Source organism: Mesorhizobium sp. B2-4-2 (assembly GCF_006442845.1).
In the GTDB taxonomy this organism is placed as follows: Bacteria; Pseudomonadota; Alphaproteobacteria; order Rhizobiales; family Rhizobiaceae; genus Mesorhizobium.
In genome coordinates, this window is record NZ_VFVM01000006.1 from 320,744 (window position 1) to 346,400 (window position 25,657).

General features: G+C 63.5%; 25 protein-coding genes. 9 read left to right on the forward strand and 16 right to left on the reverse strand.

Annotated features, from left to right (window positions below):
- The first annotated feature begins 22 nt into the window (after nt 1-22).
- Entirely contained in the window at nt 23-862 is an 840-nt protein-coding gene (locus tag FJ942_RS16580; RefSeq protein WP_140623116.1) for an SDR family oxidoreductase, read from the forward strand.
- A 48-nt stretch (nt 863-910) separates the two neighbouring features.
- Here FJ942_RS16580 and FJ942_RS16585 read toward each other — a convergent pair whose 3' ends face one another.
- Entirely contained in the window at nt 911-1,537 is a 627-nt protein-coding gene (locus FJ942_RS16585) for an MOSC domain-containing protein (protein ID WP_140623114.1), read from the reverse strand.
- Between the two features lie 180 nt (nt 1,538-1,717).
- Here FJ942_RS16585 and FJ942_RS16590 point away from each other — a divergent pair, with 180 nt between their 5' ends.
- A complete protein-coding gene (locus tag FJ942_RS16590) occupies nt 1,718-2,284 on the forward strand; it encodes an isoprenylcysteine carboxylmethyltransferase family protein (protein WP_140521226.1) in 567 nt (188 codons plus the stop codon).
- A gap of 15 nt (nt 2,285-2,299) precedes the next feature.
- On the opposite strand, the gene FJ942_RS16595 is transcribed toward FJ942_RS16590, so the two are convergent.
- The 4 genes from FJ942_RS16595 to FJ942_RS16610 form a co-directional block, all read right to left on the reverse strand.
- On the reverse strand, nt 2,300-3,421 hold the full coding sequence (locus FJ942_RS16595; protein WP_140521227.1) for a beta-ketoacyl-ACP synthase III: 1,122 nt from the start codon (nt 3,419-3,421) through the stop codon (nt 2,300-2,302).
- A gap of 221 nt (nt 3,422-3,642) precedes the next feature.
- Nucleotides 3,643-4,458 carry a trans-aconitate 2-methyltransferase gene (gene tam / locus FJ942_RS16600; RefSeq protein ID WP_140898249.1) on the reverse strand — a complete coding sequence of 272 codons (816 nt, stop codon included), beginning with the start codon at nt 4,456-4,458 and terminating at the stop codon, nt 3,643-3,645.
- Nucleotides 4,459-4,540: 82 nt separating this feature from the next.
- A complete protein-coding gene (gene ettA / locus FJ942_RS16605; RefSeq protein ID WP_140495150.1) occupies nt 4,541-6,190 on the reverse strand; it encodes an energy-dependent translational throttle protein EttA in 1,650 nt (549 codons plus the stop codon).
- Nucleotides 6,191-6,363: 173 nt separating this feature from the next.
- Entirely contained in the window at nt 6,364-7,371 is a 1,008-nt protein-coding gene (locus tag FJ942_RS16610; protein ID WP_140557505.1) for a ribonuclease, read from the reverse strand.
- Nucleotides 7,372-7,558: 187 nt separating this feature from the next.
- On the opposite strand from FJ942_RS16610, the gene FJ942_RS16615 reads away from it, so the two are divergent.
- The 3 genes from FJ942_RS16615 to FJ942_RS16625 all read left to right on the forward strand — a co-directional run bounded on the left by FJ942_RS16615 (nt 7,559) and on the right by FJ942_RS16625 (nt 11,390).
- Nucleotides 7,559-8,491 carry an alpha/beta hydrolase gene (locus tag FJ942_RS16615; RefSeq protein WP_140559507.1) on the forward strand — a complete coding sequence of 311 codons (933 nt, stop codon included), beginning with the start codon at nt 7,559-7,561 and terminating at the stop codon, nt 8,489-8,491.
- 80 nt (nt 8,492-8,571) lie between these two features.
- Nucleotides 8,572-9,744: a CaiB/BaiF CoA-transferase family protein gene (locus FJ942_RS16620; RefSeq protein WP_140557502.1), complete on the forward strand. Its 1,173-nt coding sequence runs from the start codon at nt 8,572-8,574 to the stop codon at nt 9,742-9,744.
- The gene (locus tag FJ942_RS16625; RefSeq protein ID WP_140557500.1) at nt 9,741-11,390 is read left to right on the forward strand and encodes a thiamine pyrophosphate-binding protein; all 1,650 of its coding nucleotides are present in this window, start codon (nt 9,741-9,743) and stop codon (nt 11,388-11,390) included. The genes FJ942_RS16620 and FJ942_RS16625 overlap by 4 nt, the downstream gene beginning before the upstream one ends.
- An 87-nt stretch (nt 11,391-11,477) precedes the next feature.
- Here the strand turns inward: FJ942_RS16625 and FJ942_RS16630 are convergent, their stop codons facing one another.
- From FJ942_RS16630 to FJ942_RS16655, 5 genes are all read right to left on the reverse strand, one after another.
- Complete coding sequence (locus FJ942_RS16630) at nt 11,478-11,927, reverse strand: CHRD domain-containing protein (RefSeq protein WP_140557483.1); 450 nt, start codon at nt 11,925-11,927, stop codon at nt 11,478-11,480.
- Between the two features lie 184 nt (nt 11,928-12,111).
- Nucleotides 12,112-13,083 carry an ABC transporter substrate-binding protein gene (locus tag FJ942_RS16635; RefSeq protein WP_140495139.1) on the reverse strand — a complete coding sequence of 324 codons (972 nt, stop codon included), beginning with the start codon at nt 13,081-13,083 and terminating at the stop codon, nt 12,112-12,114.
- Nucleotides 13,084-13,120: 37 nt separating this feature from the next.
- Entirely contained in the window at nt 13,121-14,275 is a 1,155-nt protein-coding gene (locus FJ942_RS16640; protein WP_140580026.1) for an ABC transporter permease, read from the reverse strand.
- Nucleotides 14,272-15,150, reverse strand: coding sequence for an ABC transporter permease (locus FJ942_RS16645; RefSeq protein WP_140495135.1), 879 nt, complete (start codon nt 15,148-15,150; stop codon nt 14,272-14,274). Before FJ942_RS16645 ends, FJ942_RS16640 begins: the two co-directional genes overlap by 4 nt.
- A 367-nt stretch (nt 15,151-15,517) precedes the next feature.
- Nucleotides 15,518-16,309: an ABC transporter ATP-binding protein gene (locus tag FJ942_RS16655; protein ID WP_140495131.1), complete on the reverse strand. Its 792-nt coding sequence runs from the start codon at nt 16,307-16,309 to the stop codon at nt 15,518-15,520.
- A 130-nt stretch (nt 16,310-16,439) separates the two neighbouring features.
- Between FJ942_RS16655 and FJ942_RS16660 the strand changes: the two genes are divergently transcribed.
- Complete coding sequence (locus FJ942_RS16660; RefSeq protein ID WP_140495129.1) at nt 16,440-16,844, forward strand: cupin domain-containing protein; 405 nt, start codon at nt 16,440-16,442, stop codon at nt 16,842-16,844.
- 328 nt (nt 16,845-17,172) lie between these two features.
- Here FJ942_RS16660 and hydA read toward each other — a convergent pair whose 3' ends face one another.
- The 4 genes from hydA to FJ942_RS16685 all read right to left on the reverse strand — a co-directional run bounded on the left by hydA (nt 17,173) and on the right by FJ942_RS16685 (nt 21,821).
- Nucleotides 17,173-18,624 (reverse strand): dihydropyrimidinase, encoded by a 1,452-nt coding sequence (hydA, locus tag FJ942_RS16670; RefSeq protein ID WP_140557476.1) that lies wholly within the window; start codon nt 18,622-18,624, stop codon nt 17,173-17,175.
- Between the two features lie 64 nt (nt 18,625-18,688).
- Entirely contained in the window at nt 18,689-19,939 is a 1,251-nt protein-coding gene (locus FJ942_RS16675) for a Zn-dependent hydrolase (RefSeq protein WP_140495126.1), read from the reverse strand.
- Complete coding sequence (locus tag FJ942_RS16680) at nt 19,940-20,380, reverse strand: endonuclease domain-containing protein (RefSeq protein WP_140495124.1); 441 nt, start codon at nt 20,378-20,380, stop codon at nt 19,940-19,942.
- 112 nt (nt 20,381-20,492) lie between these two features.
- Nucleotides 20,493-21,821 (reverse strand): aspartate aminotransferase family protein, encoded by a 1,329-nt coding sequence (locus tag FJ942_RS16685; protein WP_140495122.1) that lies wholly within the window; start codon nt 21,819-21,821, stop codon nt 20,493-20,495.
- A 227-nt stretch (nt 21,822-22,048) separates the two neighbouring features.
- On the opposite strand from FJ942_RS16685, the gene FJ942_RS16690 reads away from it, so the two are divergent.
- The gene (locus tag FJ942_RS16690; protein WP_140495120.1) at nt 22,049-22,684 is read left to right on the forward strand and encodes a TetR family transcriptional regulator C-terminal domain-containing protein; all 636 of its coding nucleotides are present in this window, start codon (nt 22,049-22,051) and stop codon (nt 22,682-22,684) included.
- 15 nt (nt 22,685-22,699) lie between these two features.
- On the opposite strand, the gene FJ942_RS16695 is transcribed toward FJ942_RS16690, so the two are convergent.
- Nucleotides 22,700-23,572 carry a helix-turn-helix transcriptional regulator gene (locus FJ942_RS16695; protein ID WP_140898251.1) on the reverse strand — a complete coding sequence of 291 codons (873 nt, stop codon included), beginning with the start codon at nt 23,570-23,572 and terminating at the stop codon, nt 22,700-22,702.
- 101 nt (nt 23,573-23,673) lie between these two features.
- Between FJ942_RS16695 and FJ942_RS16700 the strand changes: the two genes are divergently transcribed.
- On the forward strand, nt 23,674-24,516 hold the full coding sequence (locus tag FJ942_RS16700; protein ID WP_140898252.1) for an SDR family NAD(P)-dependent oxidoreductase: 843 nt from the start codon (nt 23,674-23,676) through the stop codon (nt 24,514-24,516).
- Nucleotides 24,513-25,235: an SDR family oxidoreductase gene (locus FJ942_RS16705; RefSeq protein WP_140898254.1), complete on the forward strand. Its 723-nt coding sequence runs from the start codon at nt 24,513-24,515 to the stop codon at nt 25,233-25,235. The genes FJ942_RS16700 and FJ942_RS16705 overlap by 4 nt, the downstream gene beginning before the upstream one ends.
- Before the next feature lie 9 nt (nt 25,236-25,244).
- On the opposite strand, the gene FJ942_RS16710 is transcribed toward FJ942_RS16705, so the two are convergent.
- The gene (locus FJ942_RS16710) at nt 25,245-25,622 is read right to left on the reverse strand and encodes a DoxX family protein (RefSeq protein ID WP_140898256.1); all 378 of its coding nucleotides are present in this window, start codon (nt 25,620-25,622) and stop codon (nt 25,245-25,247) included.
- Between the last annotated feature and the right edge of the window lie 35 nt (nt 25,623-25,657).

Here is a 25,657-nt window from a genome sequence, read left to right on the forward strand (position 1 = left end):
TTGCACGGGCAAGGACTTCATCATGACAAACAAGGTTTGGTTCATCACCGGATCGTCGAAAGGTTTTGGCCGGGTCTGGGCCGAGGCCGCGCTCGCTCGCGGCGACCGCGTCGCGGCAACCGCCCGCGATGCCGGCACTCTCGCCGCTCTCGTCGAGAAATATGGCGACAACATCGCCGCGATAGAGCTCGACGTCACCGACAAGAAAGCCGTCGATGCCGCAATCACCGGGGCGCACAAGCGCTTTGGCCGGCTCGACGTCGTCGTCAACAATGCCGGCTATGGCCATTTCGGCGCCATCGAGGAGGTCAGCGAGCAGGAAGCCCGCGACCAGATCGAAACCAATGTGTTCGGCGCGCTGTGGGTCACCCAGGCCGCCTTGCCGATCATGCGGGCGCAGCGCTCCGGCCACATCATCCAGATCTCGTCGATCGGCGGCGTCAATGCCTTCGCCTCGCTTGGCCTCTACCACGCCTCGAAATGGGCGCTGGAAGCCTTCAGCCAGTCGCTGAGCCTCGAGGTCGCGGAGTTCGGCATCCATGTCACGCTGGTCGAGCCCGGCGGCTTCTCCACCGACTGGGCCGGTCCGTCGGCCAAGGTCTCCAAAGCGCTGGACGCCTATGCGCCCGTCCGCGCTGCCATGGCGGAGCGCCGCAGCCGCGCCGTGGCCGGCGATCCCGAGGCCACCGGACCGGCGATGCTGGCCATCGTCGACGCGGCCGAGCCGCCTCTCAGGGTATTCTTTGGCGACGGCGGGCTGCCGATGATCAAGCAGGAATACGCCAATCGCATCGCCACGTGGGAAAAGTGGGACCACGTCTCGGTCATGGCGCAAGGCGCCAACAAGAACCGCAACGCCTAGTCGGATCACTCAGCCCACGCCGTTTCGAGCGGCGGCGTGGCTGCCTCGTCAGGCGGGATAAATCCACTGCTCGGGCACCCGCACGGAGATTTCCTCGCCGGACCTGACGATTCCGGGCTTCTCGACCCAGGCGACAAGGCCCCGCAGCCGCTTGGCGACTTTCGGGAAGAGCAGCGCGGTGGCGTCGCGGTCCGTCGCCAGGACATGCTCGGCGATCGACTGTCCGGCGACGCGGCATGGTTTGTTCTGGGCATCGATCTTGATCGTCACGCCGCCCTGGAAGAACAGCAGCGAGCCGGATGGCAACATCGAAAGATGCGGCACCCCTTCGATCAGCAAATTGGCGCCGATCCACTCGGGCTTGATCTCCTCTAGGCCCATGCGTTCGGCGACCAGCGCGAGTTCGTCCGCCGCCACCAGCGACAACTGCCTCTCGTTGCGCATCTCGGTGCCGCGCGGATACCAGGGTTCGCGCCCGCCGGAGCGTCGCGCTATCCCGGCATGAAAATCGCCGGCTATGCCGTCGAAGCCCATCTGCAATTTCTCCACCGCCTTGGTTTCGAAATGGTCGAACGGAGCGGCATAGAGCGCCACCGCCCTTGCCGCCAGCTTGCGGCCCGGCACGATGTCGACCGTCAGGTCCGCCGGAAAAAGCTCGAAGTTGGTTTCCTGCATCAGTCTCGTCTAGAGGCCCTGCGCAATGCGGTCCAGTCGAAAGCGCTGATGATCCGATCACGCCGTTTGATGCCGATCACGACTTTCTTACCGGAAACGCCGTTGCCGTCCTCAGCGCGCCGCATTGCCGCCGCGCGGCCGGCATAGACGAGGGCGCCAGATCGGGAGGAGGTTCGGGTCATGCAGGTGGGACACGCCGTTGCCGCGCTCTGGTTGTTCTGGCTGGTATCGTGGATCCTTGCCGCTTCATGGGCGGATCCCGTGCGCAAGCGGGCGGATTTCAGGGCGGAGGCGCGATATCGGGTTATCTGGCTCGCCGGTACCGTCCTGCTGTTCGTTCCGGCGCACGGCTATGTGGGTCGGCTTCGGCTCTGGACGCCGACGCTCACCCAAGCCTGGATTTGCGTCGCCCTGATCGCCATCGGCATCGCCTTTGCATGGTGGGCCCGCCTGCATCTCGGCCGGCTGTGGTCCAGCACGGTAACGGCCAAGGCCGATCATCGCATCATCGACACCGGCCCTTACGCGCTTGTCCGTCATCCGATCTATACGGGCCTGCTGCTTTCGGTCCTCGCCACTATGGCCGTCAAGGGCACGGTATGGGGCGTCGCGGGCGCCGCCCTGCTGCTTGTCGGGATCGTCATCAAGGCGAGGCTGGAGGAAAGTTTCCTGCGCGGCGAGCTTGGGCCCGCCTATGACGACTACGCGCGCCGCGTGCCGATGCTCGTTCCCTTTTCGCCGGCCTGAAGCGGCAAGCGCGTCCTACAGCATCCGCAGCAGCGCGCCGCCGATCGAATACCCCGCGCCGAAAGCGCAGATCAGCCCGAAGTCGCCCGCCTTCATGTCGGCATGGTTCTCCGACAGCGCGACGATGGCGCCGGCGCCCGCCGTGTTGCCGAGACGCTCCAGCACCATGGGCGCGCGGTCATGATCGACCTCGTGGCCGAATGAGAGTTTCAGGATCATGGCGTTCATGCGCGCATTGGCCTGGTGCAGCCAGAAGCGTCGCACCGCCTGCGGCGTCAGGCCGTGCTCGGCCAGGAACTCCACGATGAATTTGTGCCCGGCGACGGTGACTTCCTTGAACACCTTGTTGCCGACCTGCTTGATCAGATTGCCCTCCAGATCGATCCTGTAGGGATCGTCCTGTGCGGTGCGGGTGTGGTAGCCGAGATTGGTGCGGATGTTGTTCGACATCTGCGTCCAGATGCGCGTGTCGAGCACTTCGAAACGTCCCGGCCGTTTCTCGCCGAGTGCCAGCCCTTCGACCACCATCGACACCGAGGCGTCGCCGAAGATGAAATGCGTCTGCCGGTCGCGGAAATTGAGATGGCCGGTGATGATCTCGGGCGTCGTCACCAGGATGCGCTTGTGGGCGCCCGCACGCACGAGATTGACCGCCATGTGAAGTGCCGCCGCGGCGGATGAGCAGCCGAGCCCCATGTCGAAGCCCGCCCCCTTGGTGCCCAGGGCCTGCTGCATCTCGATGGCGATCGCCGGATAGGGCCGCTGGTGGTGCGAGGCCGAGCAGATCACCAAATCGATATCGGACGGCTTCAGCCCGGCATGATCGAGGGCCTTGCGGGCCGAAGCTATGCCGAACTCGGCCTCCAGCGACAGCGCATCGTCCGGCCGCGCCGGAATGCGCGGTGCCATACGGGTCGGGTCGAGTATGCCTTCGCGCTCGATCACATGACGGCTGCGCACGCCCGAGGCGTGGACGATGAAGTCGCTGTCCGATTTCTGCAGCAGCGGCTGGTCCGTGCCCGACCGGCGCGCGTTTTCCGTGTCGACCCAGCTGTTGAAACTGGCGACCAGTTCCTCATTGCTGATCTCAGGCTCGGGGATTTCGACGCCGATACCGCTGATGATGACGCGATGCATGTCCAGTCCGTCCCATCCGCAGGCGTTCAGGGGCTTTGATGTGGGCGTAAGGGAGGCCCGGCGCAACCCTTGTCGCATTGAGCCGGTTTATGCCAGCTTAAACCGGTTCCCGCGTCCCCTCACCATGCGCACAGTTTGGTGTTAGTCTGTGAGTTGTTCCAGCATGCGCCGTCGTCGCGGCTGCACATGAACTGCCCCGGCTCCTCATCGACGTTGGTCGTTCAAGCCCGCTTGGCGACAATGAAAATGCGCGGGAAACGCAACAGCACCTTGCCATTTGCGGTCTTCTTATAGGCCTTGGCGATCTTGGCCGTGTAGCTTTCGAGGAACAGCATCTTCTCGTCCGCATCGAGCGGGTCGACAAAAGGCTTCAAGCCCGTCGACTTCACCCATTCCACGATCGCCCCGGCGTCGGCCAGCGGATGGTTATAGACCGTGTGCCAGATGTCGAGCCGGTCCGAGAGCGGCGACAACAGATCATAATAGAACGACACCGGCGGCAGCGGCGCGCGCGCCGCCCCTTTCAGCTTGGCTGCGAACGGCATTTCGGCGGCAGTCTCGCGCATCAGCCTGTGGGAATCCTCGCCCATATTGTCTGGCATCTGCACGGCGAGCGCGCCGCCGGGCGCAAGAAAACCCATCAGCCGCTGGAAGACATCAGGATGTTCCGGCAGCCACTGGAACACGGCATTGGCGAAGATCACATCGACCGGTTGAGCCGGCGCCCATGTCGAGGCATCGGCAAGGTCGAAGCTGACATTGGGCAGGCGTGCCCTAGCCTTCTCGATCATGTCGGGAGACGTGTCGAAGCCGCTCACCTGTGCATCCGGCCAGCGCGCGACCAGAAGCTCCGTCGAATTGCCCGGCCCGCAGCCTATGTCGACAACCCTGCGGGGGAAGTCGACCGGCACCTGCGCCACCAAGTAGCGCGCAGGACGCGTGCGCTCGTCCTCGAACTTCAAATATTGGGCGGCGGACCAATCGGGCTTTGCTGGGCTGTTCAACGGTAAGACCTCGCGGCGGTTGCCACCTTCCATGACCGGCGCGACAAGCCGGCTATCCCAATTGGATGACGATCCCGTCGTCGCCGACCCGGAACCGCCACTGCAATAACGGCCCTTACCGCGTCAGCCTCTTATGCGTCATGCGGTGCGGGGCCGCCGCCTCCGCGCCCAGGCGGCGAAGCTTGTCCTTCTCATACTCCTCGAAATTGCCTTCGAACCATTCGACATGCGCGTCGCCCTCGAAGGCGAGCATGTGGGTCGCCATGCGATCGAGGAACATGCGGTCGTGGCTGATGATGACAGCGCAGCCGGCATAGGCTTCCAGCGCGTCTTCGAGCGCGCTCAGCGTCTCGGTGTCGAGGTCGTTGGTCGGTTCGTCGAGCAAAAGCACATTGCCGCCGCCTTTGAGCATCTTGGCCAGATGTACGCGGTTGCGTTGGCCGCCCGAAAGGTTGCCGACCTTCTGCTGCTGATCGCCGCCACGGAAGTTGAAGGACGAGCAATAGGCGCGGCTGTTGACCTCGTGCTTGCCAAGCTTGATGACTTCGGCGCCACCGGAGATTTCTTCCCACACCGTCTTGTTCGGGTCCAGCGCGTCACGGCTCTGGTCGACATAGCCGAGCTTGACCGTCTCGCCGATGCGGATCGACCCCGCATCAGGCTTTTCCTGGCCAGTGAAGGTCTTGAACAGCGTCGTCTTGCCGGCGCCGTTCGGGCCGATGACGCCGACAATGCCGCCCGGCGGCAGCCTGAACGACAGGTCCTCGATCAAAAGCTCATCGCCGAAGCCCTTGGTGAGCCCTTCAACCTCGATGACGACATTGCCGAGGCGCTCGCCCGACGGAATGACGATCTGCGTGTCGGTCGGCTTGCGATTCTGCGACTGCTCGACCAGTTCCTCATAGGCCTTGATACGGGCCTTGGACTTGGTCTGGCGCGCCTTCGGCGAGGATTGGATCCACTCGCGCTCGCGCCAGATCGACTTCTGGCGGGCGTCGTCCTCGCGGCCTTCCTGGATCAGGCGTTTGGCCTTGGCGTCGAGATATTTGGTGTAGTTGCCCTCGTAAGGGATGCCACGGCCGCGATCGAGCTCGAGAATCCATCCCGTGACATTGTCGAGGAAGTAGCGGTCGTGGGTGATGATCAGCACCGAGCCCGGATAGTCGCGCAGGTGCTTTTCCAGCCACGCCGTGGTCTCGGCGTCGAGATGGTTGGTCGGCTCGTCGAGCAAAAGCAGGTCGGGCTGTTCCAGGAGCAGCCGGCACAGCGCCACGCGGCGGCGCTCGCCGCCCGACAGATTGGTCACCTCGGAATCGGCCGGCGGGCACTGCAGCGCGTCCATCGCCATCTCGACCTGCTGCTCGAGGTCCCAAAGGTTGAGCCGATCCATCTCGTCCTGGAGCTTGGCCGACTCGTCTGCCGTCTCGTCGGAATAGTTCATCATCAATTCGTTGTAGCGCTCGATGATGGCGGTCTTCCTGCCGACGCCGTCCATGACGTTTTCACGCACGGTCTTGCTGTTGTCGAGCTGCGGCTCCTGCGCCAGGTAGCCGACCGTGGCGCCTTCGGCCAGCCACGCCTCGCCCTGGAACTCCTTGTCGAGCCCGGCCATGATGCGCAGGATGGTCGACTTACCCGAACCGTTAGGACCGAGAATGCCGATCTTGGCGTCCGGGTAGAAGGACAGATGAACGTTATCGAGCACCTTCTTGGTGCCGTAGGCCTTTGACAGGCCTGACATGTGATAGATGAACTGGCGTGCCACGCGCGCTTTCCCTGAAAAACTGACTGATTTGTCGATCTGAATGGAGGTTGGCCGCTATGTAGGCGATGCGGAGCCGAACGGCAATCGCTTTCGCCGCATCGAACCGATCACAGGCCGCACAACAACGGGCGTTGGCGCCCCGGCCTGCCTGCCGGCTGGAATGAGCTCAGGACCTACTGGAACCCGATTGCGTCGACGGTTCCGGTCGGGCAACCGGCCTTGTTGGTCGGCACCGAGGCCAGCAGCAGGTCCTTGAGCGAGCTGTTTGGGCCGATCGGACCGGCAAGGCCAAGCGTCAACTCTCCGATCAGCCGCCGGCCGCTCGACGGATCGATGACACAGGAGACGCGCACGCGATCGCCGGCGCCGGCGCCAAAAGCCTGGTCGAAGGCGCCGCGGATCTGGTCCGCCGTCAGCTTGCCGCCGATGTTCTTGGCGAAGAGATCGCGCACCGCTGAGCCGTTCACCGCGCGCATCAGGCCGAGTGCGTCGGAAAAATACTCCTGCTGGTTCTTGCCGTAGCAGGTGCCGTGCTTGATCCATTCATGCCGCTCCAACTGCGAAGCGGTGCCCGGCATAACCTTGTCGAGTTCCGCGCGCGTGCCGGCGTCCAAATTGACAGGCGGAAGATCCTTCCAGTGCGCCGGACTGTCGTTGGCCTTGTCGCTGGCCGGTACCTGGCAATAGAAGTTCCCGTTCGGCTGCGGCCACAGGCCGTGCAAGGTGAAGTTGCTGGCATCGAATTCATTCGGGTTTTGTGCCTTGCATTCGCTCTTGCTGGACTTGGTCTCGCAAAAAGCCGGCTGCCAGCTCAGCGCGAAGACATATTCGGGTTTTCCCGACGCCGCCGGCTTGCCCTGCCCGCCGGGGGTCGCCGGCAGCGTTGCTGCGCTGCTGCCGGAGAGATGTCCGCAACTGACCTTCACCCAGCGCCGATCCGGATCTGCGCCCGGCACCAGAATGAGATAGTGCGTCGGCGCATCCTTGTTGCCCGCCAGCAGTTGATAGCTCTGTCCGGCATCAGTCGAGACATTGCCGGGATTCTTGCCGTTCTTGATGGCTTGCGTCGCCGGACAGGAGGCGTCGGCAACGAAGGTGCCACTCATCCTGACGTCGGCATGGGCCGCACCCGTTAACGATGCCGCCAACATGGCCAATCCGAAAACAACAGCAATGCGCATGGGGAATCCCTGGATGAAAAAGGTGGGCGACAGACTGAAGCTGTCTCCATGTCAGAATTGCGATATTCCACCGGCCAGATGCAAGAAACATCATCGCGAGAAATCCGGAATGGCGGATTGACGCTGAACCGGCCCCGGCGCAAACAAGGCCGGCGCCACCGAGGCGGGCCAGGGTGGAAATCACTGAATGTCATTCAGCCAGCAGCGCATGGTCCGTTCGCCGACCGGCGCCGACCTCAATCTTCTGGTCCGGCAGGCCGACGGCCATCCGCGCGCCGTCATCCAGATCAATCACGGTCTGGCAGAACATGCGGCGCGCTATGATCGTTTTGCCGATTTCCTGGGCGCGCGCGGCTTTAGCGTCTATGTTCACGATCATCGCGGCCATGGCGCAACGAAGGCGCCCGACGCACCGCTGGGCAGGTTCGCGCATGAGGACGGCCCCGCCAAGGTCATCGCCGATGTCGGCGCCATCCATGATCTCATCGCCAGGGAGCAGCCGGGCCTGCCCGTCATCCTGTTCGGCCATTCGATGGGCGCGTCCGTGGCGCTGAACTTTCTCCTGGCCCATTCGAACCGCGTTCACGCCGCCGCCATCTGGAATGGCAATTTTTCAGCTGGCCTGCTCGGGCAGGTGGCGCTCGGCATCCTTGCATGGGAAAGGATGCGGCTCGGCTCGGACGTCCCATCGCGCCTGCTGCCGAAGCTCACCTTCCAGGCCTGGGGCAAGGCGGTGCCCAACCACCGGACCTTGTTCGACTGGCTGTCACGCGACGGGGCCGAGGTCGACAAATACATCGCCGACCCGCTATGCGGCTGGGACGCCTCAGTGTCGATGTGGCGCGATGTCGTCCAGATGGCGCTCAATGGCGGCAGGGACGCAGCTTTTGCCGGCGTTCGGCGCGACCTGTCCGTCAGCGTCGTGGGGGGCGAAAAAGACCCTGCCTCGGATTATGGCAAAGGGATCATCCAGCTTGCCGGACGCATGCGCAAAATGGGCTTTTCGAATCTCGTTTCAAAGGTTTACAGCGAGACCCGCCACGAAAGCCTGAACGAGGTGAATCGCGACATCGTCATGGACGATTTCGCGGCATGGGCCGAGACGATCCTGACGCGATGAAGCGTTGGCCCATTGCAAGAGCCGTGACAGCGGCAATCTCTGTTGATAGAGGCTTTGGTTCCGACCAATTCTGGTGATTTATGGCTGAGCCCCCGCTGAAAGGCGTCCGCGTCGTCGAACTCGCCCGCATCCTTGCCGGGCCTTGGGCCGGGCAGTTGCTTGCTGATCTCGGCGCCGACGTCATCAAGGTCGAAAGCCCTGACGGCGGCGACGACACCCGCAAATGGGGCCCGCCCTTCGTAATGGGCAAGGATGGCGAGAACCTGTCGGCCGCCTATTACCATTCCTGCAATCGCGGCAAGCGCTCCATCGCCATCGATTTTTCGACACCGGAGGGCGCCGAAACCGTGCGCCGGCTGGTGGCAACGTCTGACGTGCTGATCGAAAACTTCAAGCTTGGCGGCTTGAAGAAATACGGGCTCGACCACGAGAGCCTGCACAAGATCAATCCGCGCCTCGTTTATTGCTCGATCACCGGCTTCGGCCAGGACGGTCCTTACGCGCCGCGCGCCGGCTACGATTTCATCATCCAGGGCATGGCCGGCATGATGTCGATCACCGGCGAGGCGGGACGCGAGCCGCAGAAGGCCGGCGTCGCCATCTCCGACATCTTCACTGGCCTCTATTCCGTCATCGCCATCCAGGCGGCCCTTCGCCACGCCGAAAAAACCGGCGAAGGCCAGCACATCGACATGGCATTGTTCGACACCCAGATCTCGGCGCTCGGCAATCAGAACCTCAACTATCTCGTCTCCGGCAAGTCGCCTGTGCAGATGGGCAACGCGCATATGAACATCGCGCCCTACGAGGTGCTGCCGGTCCGGGACGGTCACATCATCCTGGCGGTCGGCAATGACGGCCAGTTCGCCAGGTTCTGCGCGGTGGTCGGGCTGGACGAATTGCCCGGCAATCCCGATTTCGCCACCAATCCGGCCCGCGTCGCCAACCGGGCGGCGCTACGCGAGCGGATCGTCGAGGCGCTGAAGACCAAGGATCGCGACCCGCTGCTGGCCAAGCTGGAAGCGGCCAGCGTGCCGGCGAGCCCGATCAACACGATCGGACAGATGTTCGCCGACCCGCAGGCGATCGCGCGCGGCATGCGGCTCGATCTCGACGACGGCCATGGCAATCTTCTGCCCTCGGTTCGCGCACCGATGATCATGTCCCAAACACCGCTCGTCTATGAGCGCCCCTCGCCCCGCCTGGGCGAACATACTGACGAAATCCTTGCCGAACTGGAGAGAGCAAAATGAAAACCGGCGGACAATTGATCGTCGACGCGCTCGAGGCCAACGGCACCGACCGTATCTTCTGCGTGCCAGGCGAATCCTACCTCGCGGTGCTCGACGCGCTGCACGATTCGGCGATCCGCACCATCGTCTGCCGCCAGGAGGGTGGCGCCGCCATGATGGCCGACTGCCAAGGCCGCCTGACCGGCAAACCCGGTATCTGCTTCGTCACCCGCGGCCCCGGCGCCACCAATGCCTCCGCCGGCATCCATATCGCCATGCAGGATTCGGTTCCCGTGATCCTGTTCATCGGCCAGGTCGCCAGCCACGCCAAGCAGCGCGAGGCCTTCCAGGAAGTGGACTATGTCAGGTTCTTTGGCGACATCGCAAAATGGGTGGTAGAGATCGACGATGCGTCGCGTATTCCCGAATTCGTCACCCGCGCCTTTGCCGTGGCGACCTCCGGACGCCCAGGTCCCGTCGTCATCTCGCTGCCGGAAGACATGCTGACCAGTGTCGTCGATGCACCGGCCGCGATCGCCTACACCCCGGTCGAGACCAGCCCCGCCGAAGCCGAACTCGACCGGTTCGAGGCGCTGCTCAATGCCGCCAAACGACCGATCGCGATCCTGGGCGGCACACGTTGGGATTTCCAGGCTGTTCAGGAAATCACCCGCATCGCCGAGGCGTGGTCGCTACCGGTCGGCTGCTCCTTCCGCCGCCAGATGCTGTTCGATCATCTGCACCCGAACTATGCCGGCGATGTCGGCATCGGCATCAACCCGAAGCTGGCGACAGCAATCAAGCAGGCCGATCTGGTGCTGCTGATCGGCGGCCGCATGGGCGAGATGCCGTCCTCGGACTATACGCTGCTGAAGAGCCCCTACCCTGACCAGACGCTGGTCCATGTCCACCCCGATGCCGGCGAACTAGGCCGCGTCTACCGTCCAACGCTGGCGATAAATGCCTCGCCCGCCGCCTTCGTGCGCGCCTTCGCCAAACGGAAGGGACCGGCATCGCCGGGCTGGGCGGCGGAGACGGCAAAGCTCCATGCCGCTTATCTCGACTGGTCGACCCCACCGGAAAGCGGTCCGGGCGCCGTCCAGATGGGGCCGATCATGACCTATCTCGAAACGGTGCTGCCCGACGATGCCATCCTGACCAACGGCGCCGGCAACTACGCCACGTGGGTGCACCGCTTCCATCGCTTCCGCCGCTTTGCCACACAGGGCGCGCCGACCTCAGGCTCGATGGGTTACGGAACGCCGGCGGCGGTAGCGGCCAAGGCGCTTTATCCGGATCGCACCGTAGTCGCTTTCGCCGGCGACGGCTGCTTCCTGATGAACGGGCAGGAATTCGCCACCGCCGTACAATACGGGTTGCCGATCATCGTCATCGTCGTCAATAATGGCATCTACGGCACCATCCGCATGCACCAGGAGCGTGAATACCCCGGGCGGGTGGTGGCCACGGACCTCAAGAATCCGGACTTCGCCGCCCTGGCGCGTGCCTATGGTGGCCATGGCGAAACGGTGGAGAAAACCGCCGACTTCGCCCCTGCCTTCGAGCGTGCTCGCGCCAGCGGCAAGCCGGCAATCGTCGAAATCCGGCTCGATCCGGAGGCAATCACCCCGACCCGAACGATGACGCAGATAAGAGACAAGGCCTGAAAGTCGGTTTCCGGCAGGAGAAAGGGCGGCGCTGTCCCGCAAAGCTTTCGCAAGCAAATACGGGCGCGCGCCCCGAGCGACGTCGCGTTACATCGACGCCGCCGCCTTTTCGATCTGACCGCGGATCTCGCCGTCCTTGTTGGCCGCGGTGTGTATGTTGACGTAATATTTGCCGGCTTCCAGATCGGTCACCTGCGTATCGGTCAATGTCGCCGATCCCTTGATCGGGCTCTTGAGTTTTTTGAACGGGATTACGGGGTCCGCATTTTCCCCCTTCGCGGCCGGGCCATGAATATGTGCGGCCGTCGCCGGCCCGCTGAGGCCGGAGTATTTGACGTTCCAACTGAGTTTCTTCTTGGCGGTGTCAAAGGTGAATGTGGCGGTTCCCTTGCCCTTGGTGGTAACGGGTGGGCTCTGCTGGCTGCCATCGAGCGTCGCCTTGAACTTCATCATGTCGGCCAGGGCCGGCGACGCGAACAGGAAAGCGGTCGAAATGGCCAGCGCCGAAAGCGTCGGCAAGACGGTCTGTGTGCGCATGAAGAACCTCCGATTGGCTGTAGCATCCGCCGTGGCTCCCCGCACGCGCATGCCTCCGACGCAACGCTCGGGCGCCCCAATGTATCCAGGCACACGCTTTTGTGATTTGGCCGCATGAAAAAGGGGCGGTCGCCCGCCCCTCCAACATCGTCCATCAAGCCCCGTCACGAGGCCGCTTTGAGGCCTACTTGATCGCCTTGTCGGTGATCGCGGTGGTATAGGCGCCCTTCGGCTCCTTGGTGATGATCTTCTGGTCGAGCAACGCCTTGGCGGTACGCTCATAGGTCGCCGGGTCGAGCTTGCCGTCGGCATTGTCGATGAGCTTGGCGACTTCGCTCATCATACGCTTCTGGTGATTCTCGTCCTGGCCGCCACCATCCATGACGATCTCCGCCGCTTCGTCATTGTTGTCGACGGCGTATTTCCAACCCTTCATCGAGGCGCGCACGAAACGCACCATCTTGTCCTCGAAGGCCGGATCCTTGAGCTTGTCCTCCGAGGCATAAAGCCCGTCCTCGAGCAGGTCGTTGCCCATCGCCGAGTAGTTGAACACGGTGAGTTGCTCCGGCTTGTAGCCGGCGTCGATCAGCTGCCAATATTCATTGTAGGTCATGACCGAGATGCAATCCGCCTGCTTCTGAATCAGCGGCTGCACGTCAAAGCTCTGCTTGAGAACGGTGACGCCGTCCGGGCCGCCATCGGTCTTGAGGCCAAGCTTGTTCATCCAGGCGTAGAACGGATATTCGTTGCCGAAGAACCAGACGCCGAGCGTGTGGCCCTTGAAGTCGGCTTCGGTCTTGATCGGGCCGTCTTTCGGACAGACCAGTTCCATGCCGGCCTTCTTGAACGGCTGGGCGATGTTGACCAGCGGCACGCCCTTTTCGCGGGCTGCCAGCGCGCCGCCCATCCAGTCGACGATGACATCGGCGCCGCCGCCGGCGATCACCTGCTCGGGCGCAATGTCGGGACCGCCCGGCTTGATGTCGACGTCGAGACCCTCGGCCTCGTAGAAGCCCTTCGCCTTGGCGACGTAATAGCCGGCAAACTGGGCCTGCGTGACCCATTTCAGCTGCAACGTCACCTTGTCGGCGGCCATTGCCTGGAACGCGGCCAGCGACATCGCGCCGGCCAGTACAGGAACAATCAGTCTTTTCATTTTTTCCCTCTGGAGTTAGTGCCCAAACCCACCGCCCCTATCCACCACGGACAGAGGGATGCCAAAACGTGACGGCTCTTTCGACAAGAGCGACCACACCATAAAAGACCGAACCCGCAAGGGCTGCAACTGCGATTTCGGCCCAGACCATGTCGATGTTCATCCGTCCGACTTCGGTCGAGATGCGGAAGCCCATGCCGACGACGGGCGTGCCGAAGAACTCGGCGACGATGGCGCCGATCAGCGCCAGCGTCGAGTTGATCTTCAGCGCGTTGAAGATGAAGGGAGCGGCGGCCGGCAGCCTGAGCTTGATAAGCGTCGGCCAGTAGCCCGACGCATAGGTGCGCATCAGGTCGCGCTCCATATGGCCGGACGCGGCCAGACCGGCGACGGTGTTCACCAGCATCGGGAAGAAGGTCATGATGATGACGACAGCCGCCTTGGACTGCCAGTCGAAGCCGAACCACATCACCATGATCGGCGCCACGCCGATGATCGGCAGCGCCGAGACCATGTTGCCGATGGGCAGCAGGCCGCGCCGCAGGAACGGCACCCGGTCGGCGAGAATGGCCGTGACAAAGCCGGCGCCGCTGCCCACGATATAGCCGAAGATAACAGCCTTGAAGATGGTCTGCCGGACATCGGCGCCAAGGATCGGCAGCGAACTGGCGATGCGCGCGCCGATGGCGCTCGGCGGCGGCAACAGGATGAACGGGATGCCGGCGCCACGCGTCACCGCTTCCCAGATGATCAGGATCCAGGCGCCGAAGATGGCGGGGATGATCAGGCGCAGCGCCGTGCGCATCCAGCTTGCGGTGGGGTGCAGTCCCGATAGCACCGCGACGCAGCGCCAGCCAAGCAGCCAGGCGGCCGTGAGCAGCACGAAATACGGCGCCAGTGCCGTGCCTTCGAAACCAGCGATACCTGAGATCAGCAGCCAGGCGACGAGGTGGGCGCCGACGAACAGTACGACCGCTTCCACAAAGCGCGAAATCCTGATCATCGAGACCAGGGCCGTCAGCATGGCAAGGCCAAACATCAGGCCCTTCGTTCCGAGATAGGGATAGTTGGCGCTGGTTGTCGGGTCCGCTAGCGCCGCCGCTTCCGGCTTCGACATGGCGCCGAGTGCGACCGCCATCAGGCACAGCACGATGGCCAGCACAGCCTGCCAGGAAGGCTTCAGCCGGTTCATGCCGGCCTCCCGCCCATGGCGCGGTCGACGAGGCGCCCGGCAATGCCGACCACCATGACCAGCAGCGCGGCCACGATCGAGCCCGCGACAAGCGCCGACCAGATGTCGATGGACTGGCTGTAATAGGCGCCAGCGAGCAGCTTGGCGCCGATGCCGGCGACGGCGCCCGTCGGCAGTTCGCCGACAATGGCGCCGACCAGACTGGCCGCCACCGCCACCTTCATCGAGGTGAACAGGAACGGCACCGAGGCCGGCACGCGCAGCTTCCAGAAGGTCTGCGCACGGCTGGCATTGTAGGTGTGCATCAGGTCGAGATGCATGATCTCGGGCGAGCGCAGGCCTTTCACCATGCCAACCGTCACCGGGAAGAACGACAGATAGGTCGAAATCATCGCCTTCGGGATCAGGCCGGTGATGCCGATCGCCGCCAGCACCACGATGATCATCGGCGCCACCGCCAGGATCGGGATGGTCTGCGAGGCGATGATCCATGGCATCAGGCTGCGGTCGAGCGTCGCCACATGTACGATGCCTACCGCGATGATGATGCCGAGCGCCGTGCCGAAGGCAAAGCCCAGCAGCGTCGAGGACAGCGTCACCCAGGCATTGTAGACCAGGCTGCGGTTCGAAGTGACGTTGCGCAGGAACGTGTTCTCGAAAAAGTTCACCGCCACCTGGTGCGGCGCCGGCAGCGTCGGCTTCGGCTGCGAGAGCGTCTTGCCGATGAACTCGACGGTGCCGGGCGTTTCGTTGGCACGTTGGTCGAGATCGCGCTGGAACGGCGTGTTGAGTATGACGGCGAAGACGTACCAGAGTACGACCACGCCGGCGAGGATGGAGGTTACCGGGATGACCTTTGAGCGGAAGGTGTCCATCTAGCGCCGCCCTTCTCCTCTCCCCACCGGGGAGAGGGTGGCCGGAGCGAAGCGGAGGTCGGGGGCCCTTGCCTTCGTCATCCTAGGGCGAAGCAAGGAGCGAAGCGACGCGGCGCAGACCCTAGAATCCATGCCGTTACCTCTCCGCTCCGCGACCATTCGGAATATGGCTCCCTCCGCGCCGCTTAGCCTGCCGAATATTCTGGACTGTTTGCGCCTTTCGGCAGGCGTCACGGCATGGATCCCAGGGTCTACGTATGCCGCTTCGCGGCTACTCCGCCCTAGAATGACGAAGGCGTAGGTGGCCGCTCCTTCGTGAGGTGGAGGCGCCTTTCGGGGCGCTGCCGCGAGTCCATCCTGCCCCCGCTCAATCATCATAGCTGTGCCCTGCCCTTAAGCCGTCTCGCACCCGTGCGGCGATCGCCAGGAACTCCGGCGTCTCGCGGATGTCGAGTGGCCGCTCCTTCGGCAGCGTCGATTCGATGACGTCGCTGACGCGGCCCGGGCGCGGCGACATGACGACGATGCGCGTCGATAAATACACCGCCTCGGGAATGGAGTGCGTGACGAAGCAGATGGTCTTGTTGGTGCGCGCCCACAATTGCAGCAATTGCCCGTTGAGATGGTCGCGCACGATCTCGTCCAGCGCGCCGAACGGCTCGTCCATCAACAGAAGGTCGGCATCGAAGGCGAGCGCGCGAGCGATCGAGGCGCGCTGCTGCATGCCGCCGGAAAGCTGCCAAGGATACTTCTTCTCGAAGCCGGAAAGGTTGACGAGATCGAGCGTGCGCCTGATCCGCTCTCCCTGCTCCGCCCCGGACAGACCCATGATCTCCAGCGGCAGCGCGACGTTGCGCTCGATGGTGCGCCAGGGAAACAGGGCGGCGGCCTGGAAGACATAGCCGTAGGCGCGTTTCTCGCGCGCCTGTTCTGCTGTCATGCCGTTGACCGAAATGGTCCCCGAGGTCGGCTTCTCAAGATCGGCGATGACCCGCAGCAAGGTCGTCTTGCCGCAGCCCGACGGCCCGATGAAGGAAACGAACTCACCCTTGCCGATGGTCAGGTCGACATTGGACAGCGCCTGTACCGGCCCGTCATTGGTCTGGAAGGTCAGGCCAAGCTTGCTTGCCGCGACGACGGCTGGCGAAATCCCCGTCATCGGCCGCGGCCTGCCTGTTCCTGCCCCTTTAGTGCCGGCCCGATTCCGATTGCTTTTATCGCGATGTTGTTTTCCACTCGCCCAGTCCCATTGGTCTTGTTCCACTCATTCGACGCCCGGAGTTTCCCCGATGTCGCCTCAACCCACTTGCCATCTTATCCGCCCTGAAAGCTCTTATGAAGGCAAGCAGGGATTGACCTATTTCGCCGGTATCGCCACCGAGTCGGTCGGCTCATCTGGTATCTGCATGCATGTGCTCACCATGCCGCCCGGCGCCCGCGCTAAGGCGCATCTGCATGAGAACCATGAAACGGCGATCTACGTGCTCTCCGGCGAGGTCCATACCTGGTACGGCGACCGGCTTGAGAACCACATCGTCGCCAAAGCCGGCGACCTCTTCTACATTCCGGCCGGCGTGCCGCATCTGCCCGCCAATCTGAGTGGGGCCCCGTCTTCGGCCGTCATTGCCCGCACCGATCCCAAAGAGCAGGAAAGCGTCGTCCTGCTGCCGGAACTGGATGCATTGGTCGCCTGAAGCCGGCCTTGCGGGGCTAGGCGCCCATCGGCCAATTGCTTGAGGTTTGCGCTGCCCCTCATCGCCCTGCCGGGCACTTCTCCACGTATCGGGACGGGGAGAAGGACGATTTCGCGAAGGATTTCGCCAATTTCCAGCGTTGCCGGAAAGGGCGCCAAGATTGCGTTCAGTTCCCTTCTCCCCGTCCCTATACGGGGAGAAGGCGCCGGCAGGCGGATGAGGGGCAGCACCAACTTCGGCAATCATCGGCACCGGGAAACTTCCCCGCAGACGGTGCCGTCCTTGTCGGCGATCATCAGTTTCTTGGCGCTTTTCGAGCTGCGCAAACTCAAACCCCAGTCGCCGGAATGCCTGTCCGCTCCACCTTGCGCGGCGCGGTGATCTCCTTCCAGGTCGACAGTGCCCGGTTGACCGCCGCGTTCGGCTCGCGGCCGACGAACTGGCCATGGCCAGGCTTGGCCTTCACCTCGGTCTCCTCGATCGACAATTCGCCACGCGAGAAGACAAAGCGCGGCAAGCCGGTCACTTCGACGCCTTCGAAGACATTGTAGTCGATGACCGACTGCTGCTTCTTCGAAGAAATCGTCTTCTTGCGCTTGGGGTCCCACACGATGATGTCGGCATCCGCGCCTTCGACAATGGCGCCCTTTTTCGGGTACATGTTGAGGATCTTGGCGATGTTGGTCGAGGTTACGGCGACGAATTCGTTCATCGTCAGCCGCCCGGTGTTGACGCCCCTGGTCCACAGCACCGGCATGCGATCCTCGAGGCCGCCCGTGCCGTTCGGGATCTTGGTGAAATTGCCGACGCCGAAGCGCTTCTGGTCCGTGGTGAAGGCGCAGTGGTCGGTCGCCACCACCTGCAACGATCCCGCCTGCAGGCCGGCCCACAGCGAATCCTGGTGTAATTTGTTGCGGAAGGGCGGGCTCATCACGCGGCGCGCCGCATGGTCCCAGTCCTTGTCGAAATACTCACTCTCGTCCAGCGTCAGGTGCTGGATCAGTGGCTCGCCGAACACCCGCATGCCTTTCTGACGCGCCCGGCGGATGGCCTCGTGCGCCTGCTCGCAGGAAACATGCACGACGTAGAGCGGCACGCCGGCCATGTCGGCAATCATGATGGCGCGGTTGGTCGCCTCGCCTTCCACTTCCGGCGGGCGCGAATAGGCGTGCCCCTCCGGGCCATTGTTGCCGGCGGCAAGCAACTTCTGCGAGAGCGCCGCAACCACGTCGCCATTCTCGGCATGCACCAGCGGCAGCGCGCCGAGCTCGGCGCAGCGCTGGAACGACGCATACATCTCGTCGTCGTCCACCATCAGCGCGCCCTTGTAGGCCATGAAATGCTTGAACGAGGTGATGCCCTTGTCGACGACGGTGGCCATCTCGTCGAACACCTGCTTGCCCCACCAGGTGATCGCCATGTGGAAGGAATAATCGCAGGACGCCTTCGAGGTCTTGTTGTCCCACATCTGCAAGGCCTCGAGCAGCGACTGCTGCGGCGACGGCAGGCAGAAATCGACCACCATCGTCGTGCCGCCGGCTAGTGCCGCGCGCGTGCCGGACTCGAAATCGTCGGCCGAATAGGTGCCCATGAACGGCATTTCGAGATGGGTATGCGGATCGATACCGCCTGGCATGACATAACAGCCGGTGGCGTCGAACTCATGGTCGCCGTGTAGGTCGGAGCCAATGGCGACGATCTTGCCGTGCTGCATCAGCACGTCGGCCTTCCATGTGCGGTCGGCGGTAACGATGGTGCCGTTTCTGATGACTTTGGTCATTTTTCTCGTTCCCTTGTTCCTTCGCGCTTCTTGCGAGCAGCGTTTGGAAATCCAGCTTTCCAGCTTACTCCACGATGACCGCTGTCTCCACCACGGCATGGAACAGCACGTCGGCTCCTGCCGCCGCCCATTCCTTGGAGATCTCCTCGGCCTCGTTGTGGCTGAGACCGTCGACGCAGGGGCACATCACCATGGCGGTCGGCGCGACGCGGTTGATCCAGCAGGCGTCGTGGCCCGCGCCCGAGACGATGTTGCGGTGCGTGTAGCCGAGCCGGTCGGCGGCATCACGGATCGCCTTGACGCAGCCCTTGTCAAAGGTGACCGGATCGAAATGGCCGACCTGCTCGATCTTGTACTGGATGTCGAGCGCCTCGCATATCGTGTCGATGCCTTCGCGGATGCGCCCATCCATGGCGTCGAGCACTTCCTTCTCCGGCGAGCGGATGTCGATGGTGAAGACCGTGCGCCCGGCGATGATGTTGCGCGAGTTCGGATAGACTTCCATGTGGCCGACCGCGCCGACGGCGTCCGGCTGGTAGTCCATGGCAATCTCGTGCACCAGTTCGATCACGCGCGCCATGCCGAGCCCGGCATTGCGGCGCTTGGGCATCGGCGTCGAGCCGGTATGCGCCTCCTTGCCGGTCAGCGTCACCTGCAGCCATTTCAGCCCCTGTCCATGGGTGACGACGCCGATGTCGATGCCTTCGTCCTCGAGGATAGGCCCTTGCTCGATATGCAGTTCGAAAAAGGCGTGGATCTTGCGATCGCCGACCTTCTCCGTGCCCTTCCAGCCGATGCGCTCCAGTTCCTCGCCGAATTTCTTGCCGTTCTTGTCCGTATGCTCGTAGACGTCGGCCTGGTCGAGCACACCGGCGAATACGCCGGACGCCATCATCGCCGGGGCAAAGCGCGAGCCTTCCTCGTTGGTCCAGTTCGTGACCACGATCGGATGTTTGGTCTTGATGCCGAGATCATTGAGCGAGCGCACGACTTCCAAGCCGCCGAGCACGCCGAGCACGCCGTCATACTTGCCGCCGGTCGGCTGCGTGTCGAGATGGCTGCCGACATAGACCGGCGGCAGGCTGGGGTCGGCGCCTTCGCGCCTGGCAAACATGGTGCCCATCTCGTCGATGCCCATTTCGAGCCCGGCGGCATCGCACCAGCGCTTGAACAGATGCCGGCCCTCGCCGTCCTCGTCGGTCACGGTCTGGCGATTGTTGCCACCGGCAATGCCGGGGCCGATCTTCGCCATCTCCATGATGGAATCCCACAAACGGTCTGAATTGATTCGCAGATTCTCGCCGGGTGCGGCCATTCAAAACCTCTCCAATTGCGTGGCGTTCCCCTCCCCCTTGAGGGGAGGGTGGCCGCGAAGCGGTCGGGTGGGGTCGCCGGACATGCGCTCGACCTTCCCTTTGACCACCTGCGCAACATGCCAAGGGTTGTTTATGACATCGGGCTCATCGACGCGAAAGACATCAAAGCCGAGCGAGCGCAGATAGGCATCACGAACGGCATCATGCCGCTTGCCCTTCTCGTGTTCGTGCAGATCGCCATCAACTTCAACGATCAGCTTCACGGCGAGGCAGGCAAAGTCAACGATATAAGGCCCGATCGGACACTGACGACGAAACTTGATGCCGGCCGATTTCAGCTCGCGCAGTTCATACCAGAGCAAGGATTCACCCCTGGTTGCGTGAACTCGAAGCGCGCGCGCCTTTTGGCGCATTTCGTAGCTCACGCGAGTGCGGGGCATCAACGGCAGCCTCGCGGCAACAGATCAGGTCGGCACCCCGTCGCACCGACCCCACCCGACCGCTTCGCGGCCACCCTCCCCTCGAGGGGGAGGGATATCCGCGCCCAGTTCTTCAATCGATCGACCTCAGTACCTCACGCACATGATCGATCAGTTCGTTGATCTGGCCCTTGGTGATGATCAGCGGCGGCGACAGCGCGATGATGTCGCCGGTAGTGCGGATCAGCGCGCCGCGCTCGAACGCCTTGACGAAGGCCGAGAAGGCACGCTTGGTCGGCTGCCCGGCGATCGGCGCCAGCTCGATCGCACCGATCAGGCCGATGTTCCTGATATCGATGACATGCGGCTCGCCCTTCAGCGAATGCAGCGCGTCTTCCCAATAGGGCGCCAGTTCCTCGCCGCGTGTGAGCAGGCCCTCTTCCTTGTAGGTGTCGAGCGTGCCGAGCGCCGCGGCGCAGGCGATCGGATTGCCGGAATAGGTGTAGCCGTGGAAGAACTCGATCATGTGCTCGGGGCCGGTCATGAAGGCGTCGTGGATTTCCTTCTTCACGAACACCGCGCCCATCGGGATGACGCCGTTGGAGACGCCCTTGGCGGTGGTCATGATATCAGGCGTGACGCCGAAATAATCGGCCGCGAACGGCGCGCCAAGACGGCCGAAACCGGTGATGACCTCGTCGAAGATCAACAGAATGCCGTGCTTGGTGCAGATTTCGCGCAGCTTCTGCAAATAGCCCTTGGGTGGCAGGATGACGCCGGTGGAGCCAGCGACCGGCTCGACGATGACGGCCGCGATGGTCGAGGCGTCATGGAGCGCAACGATGCGCTCCAGCTCGTTGGCAAGCTCCGCGCCATGTTCCGGCACGCCCTTGGAGAAGGCGTTCTTCTCCGGCAGGTGGGTGTGCGGCATATGGTCGACGCCGCCGAGCAGCGTGCCGAACATCTTGCGGTTGGTGACGATGCCGCCGACCGAGATGCCCCCGAAATTGACGCCGTGATAGCCGCGCTCGCGTCCGATCAGACGGGTGCGCGAGCCCTCGCCCTTCACGCGGTGATAGGCGATCGCCATCTTCAATGCGGTCTCGACCGATTCCGAACCGGAATTGGTGAAGAACACGTGATCCATGCCCTTCGGCGCGACGTCGACCAGGCGGTTGGCCAGTTCGAACACGATCGGGTGGCCCATCTGGAAGGCCGGAGCGTAGTCGAGCTCGGCGGCCTGCTGCTGGATCGCCTCGGTGATCTTGGGCCGGCAATGGCCGGCATTGACGCACCAGAGGCCGGCGGTGCCGTCCAGCACCTTGCGGCCATCGCTGGTCGTGTAGTGCATGTCCTTGGCGGACACGAACATGCGCGGCGCCTGCTTGAACTGCCGGTTTGCCGTGAACGGCATCCAGAATGCACTGAGATCGTTCGGCGTGACTTTCAGCCGGTTGGACATGACCAAGACTTCCCCTTGTAACCTGTTTCGGTACGTCCAACGCTTGGTCTTTGCCGCGCTTTCGTGCTACGCAAATTTTTGACCGATTGGACAAACGTTAGCACCGCCCTGTCGGCGGTCAAGGGATTACTAGCGGAAATGCGGCTCCTGAAGTGCGTTCCACAGGCCGGGGAAAAACTGGTCCAGAGAATTGGGCCAGACCGCTTTCAACACGAGGGCGCGCAACGGTGAACACCAGCACGGAAGCCCCTCGCCGTACCCGCATCCAGCAGGAGAAGCGCGAACTCATTCTCGAAGCCGCGCTCGAGGTGTTCTCCACCAATGGCTTCCGCGGCTCGACCATCGACCAGATCGCCGAAGCCGCTGGGATGTCGAAGCCCAACCTGCTCTATTACTTTCGCCGCAAGGAAGACATTCACGAGACGCTGATGCAGCGCCTGCTCGACACATGGCTGGCGCCGCTCAGGGAACTCGACGACATCGGCGATCCCCTGACCGAGCTCAGGAGCTACATCAGGCGCAAGCTTGAAATGGCGCGCGATTTTCCGCGCGAGAGCCGGCTGTTCGCCAACGAGATTCTGCAGGGCGCACCACGCATCATGCCCTTGCTGACCGGCGAACTGAAGACGCTGGTCGACGAGAAGGCAACCGTCATCAAGGGCTGGATGCGCGCTGGCAAGATCGCCAGGACGGATCCTTGGCACCTGATCTTCTCGATCTGGGCGACGACCCAGCACTATGCCGATTTCGACGTCCAGGTCCGCGCCGTGCTCGGCCCGAACCGCGGCGGCGACGGCCGCTTCGAGGACGCAGCGAGATTCCTGGAGCAATTATTTCTCGACGGGTTGAAGCCGAAGGCCTGACCCTGCGCTGAAGGCTCAGGCGCTGCGCCGCTCGGCCGGCAGTGCATCAAGCAAGCTCTGCAGCTTGGCGATCGAGTTCTGCTCGGCCAGCGGCGTGTAGACGACCAGCCGCATGTCGGATCCATCGTCAATCGACAGGCTCATATGCTCGAAGGCCATGGCGCCGGCCGTCGGATGGCGGACGTGCTTCAGACCCGTCAGCTTTCGCGCTACGTCACGTCGGGGCCACCAATCGCGGAACTCGGGGCTCGAGCGCATCATCAGCGCGATCAGCCGGTCGAAATCGGGATCACCGACATATTTGGCGCTTTCGGCGCGAAACGAAGCGAGCACCACGCGAGCAAGCTCTTCCCAGTCGACGAGCAGGCGACGGTGCTGCGGGCTTGTAAACACCATGTGGACGATGTTGCGGGCGTCGCCTTCCAGCAAGCCATAATCGCCGAACACCGCGACGGCTGCCGGGTTCCAGGCGAGCACGTCCCAGCGCCGGCCAACCACATAAGCGGGTTGCAGCACAAGACTTTGCAGCATGTGCAGCAACGGCCCGTCGACCTTTTCGGGCGTTGCCCCACGACGCTCCGGCTGTTGGCGGCCGGCGAGGATGAACAAATACCGCTTCTCGACAGCGTCGAGGCGCAGCGCCTCGCAGAGCGCCGCCAGCACCTCCACCGAGGGCCTGACATCCCTGCCTTGTTCCAGCCAGGTGTACCAGGTGGTGCCGACACCGGCGATCATCGCCACCTCCTCGCGCCGCAGGCCCGGCGTGCGCCGCCGCGCGCCGCAGGCAATGCCGGCGGCCTGTGGCGAAAGCCTCTCGCGGCGCGAGCGCAGGAAGGCGCCGAGCTCGCGCCGGCGGCTGTCTTCAGCGGAATGAGAAGGAGCATCCATGACCCTATTATAGCAGTACCGATACCAGGATAAAGTTTGAACTGTTTGGCGCGCACCCGCTGCCCCATCTTCTGTCGAGAGCAACGAATGGAGGCTCAAACATGGACCTGAAAGACAAGACAATCCTGATCACCGGCTCGACCGACGGTGTCGGCCGGGTCGTCGCGCAACGGCTGGGCGCAGGTGGCGCCCGGGTGCTGGTGCACGGACGCGACGCGGCGCGCGGCAAGGCCACGGTCGCGGACATCGAGGCGGCCGGCGGCAAGGCCGAGTTCTTCGCAGCCGACCTCGCCTCGCTGGCCGAGGTGCGCCGGCTCGCCGAGGCCGTGCATGAAAAAACCGCTCGGCTCGACATCCTCATCAACAATGCCGGTGTCGGCACGGCTGGCCAAAACGCCAAAAGGCAGGTCAGCGCCGACGGCTATGAACTGCGCTTCGCCGTCAACTATCTCGCCGGCTTCCTGCTTACGGAGGGATTGCTGCCCCTGCTGAAGGCCAGCGCGCCGGCGCGTATCGTCAACGTCGCCTCGGCGGGCCAGCAGGCCATCGACTTTAGCGACGTCATGCTTACCCATGGCTACAGCGGCGTGCGCGCCTACTGCCAGAGCAAGCTGGCGCAGATCCTGTTCACCATCGATCTCGCCGAGCAGCTCAAGGGCAGCGGGGTTACCGTCAACGCCCTGCACCCGGCGAGCTACATGAACACCACGATGGTCCGGCAGGCAGGCGTCACGCCATGGAGCTCGGTGGAGACCGGCGCCGAGGCCATTGTCAATCTCGCCACCTCCCCCGCGCTCGAAGCGCGCAGCGGCCTCTATTTCGACGGCCTGCGCGAATCCCGCGCCGACGCCCAGGCTTACGACGCCAGAGCAAGACAACAATTGCGCGACTTGAGCCTCGACCTTGTCGGGCAGGCTACAGTGAAGAGGGAAGAGCGTTCATGACCAGCAAGATCGAACACACAGTCGTCATCGGCGGCTCGTCCGGCATCGGCCTGGCGACGGCGCGCAAACTGCTCGGCCCCGGCATGAAGGTGACCATCACCGGGCGCAATCAGGACAAGCTCGTCAGCGCATGGAAAAGTCTCGGTGGCGCCGCCGACAAGGCGGCGTTCGATGCTGCCAAGCCCGACGAGGTGCGCCAATTCTTCGAGCGCATCGGCCCGTTCGACCATCTCGTTCTGGCGGCGAGCGGCGGCAAGGGCCTTGGCCCGTTCGAAACACTCGACCTTGCCGATATCGCTGGCGGCGTCGACGAAAAGGTGCGGCCGCAATTGTCCTGCCTGCAGGCGGCCTTGCCAACGCTGGACAAATCAGGATCGGTCACCTTCATCTCGGCGGTATCCGCCCAGCTCGCCACGCCGGGCGTCGCCGGCATCGGCGCCGTCAATGGCATGCTCCTGACGGTGGCACCGATCCTGGCCGTCGAGCTGAAGCCGCTGCGCGTCAACGTCGTGGCGCCCGGCGTCATCGACACGCCCTGGTGGGACTTTCTGCCGGACGAGCAGCGGCAGGCGATCTTTGCCGACTATGCCGGCAAGACACCGGTCGGCCGCATCGGCCACGCCGAGGACGTCGCCTCGGCCATAGCCTTCCTCGTCTCCAACGGCTTCATGACCGGCCAGGTATTAACCTGCGATGGTGGTTTGCGGTTCGCGGCCTAGCTGCAACCGTCAAAGCGACTGGGCGATCAGTGTCAGGAAGCCGCCGCTCAGCGCGACATTGCCAACAAAACCATTGATACGCGACGCACGCTCCTGTCCCTGATGATCCCAGAAATTGTGGAACATCGGCGTGGCGACGATCAGGAACAGCACCAGCACCGCACAGGCAGTGGCGGTCCAGAAGCCCGTCACCACCAGCACGCCGGCGACGATCTGCAACACGATGCCGGCCCAAAGTGCCAGCCGCGCCTGCGGCACACCGCGCGCGACCATCAGCCCCATCAAGAAGCCCGCGTTCTGGATGTTGCGCAGGCCGGCGAAGACAAACCCGCCGCCAAGCAACAGCCGGCCGAGAACCAACAAGGCGGCGGGTAAATCGGCAAGCATCAAACGCTCTCCCTTCGAAATAATGGGAGCGCCGC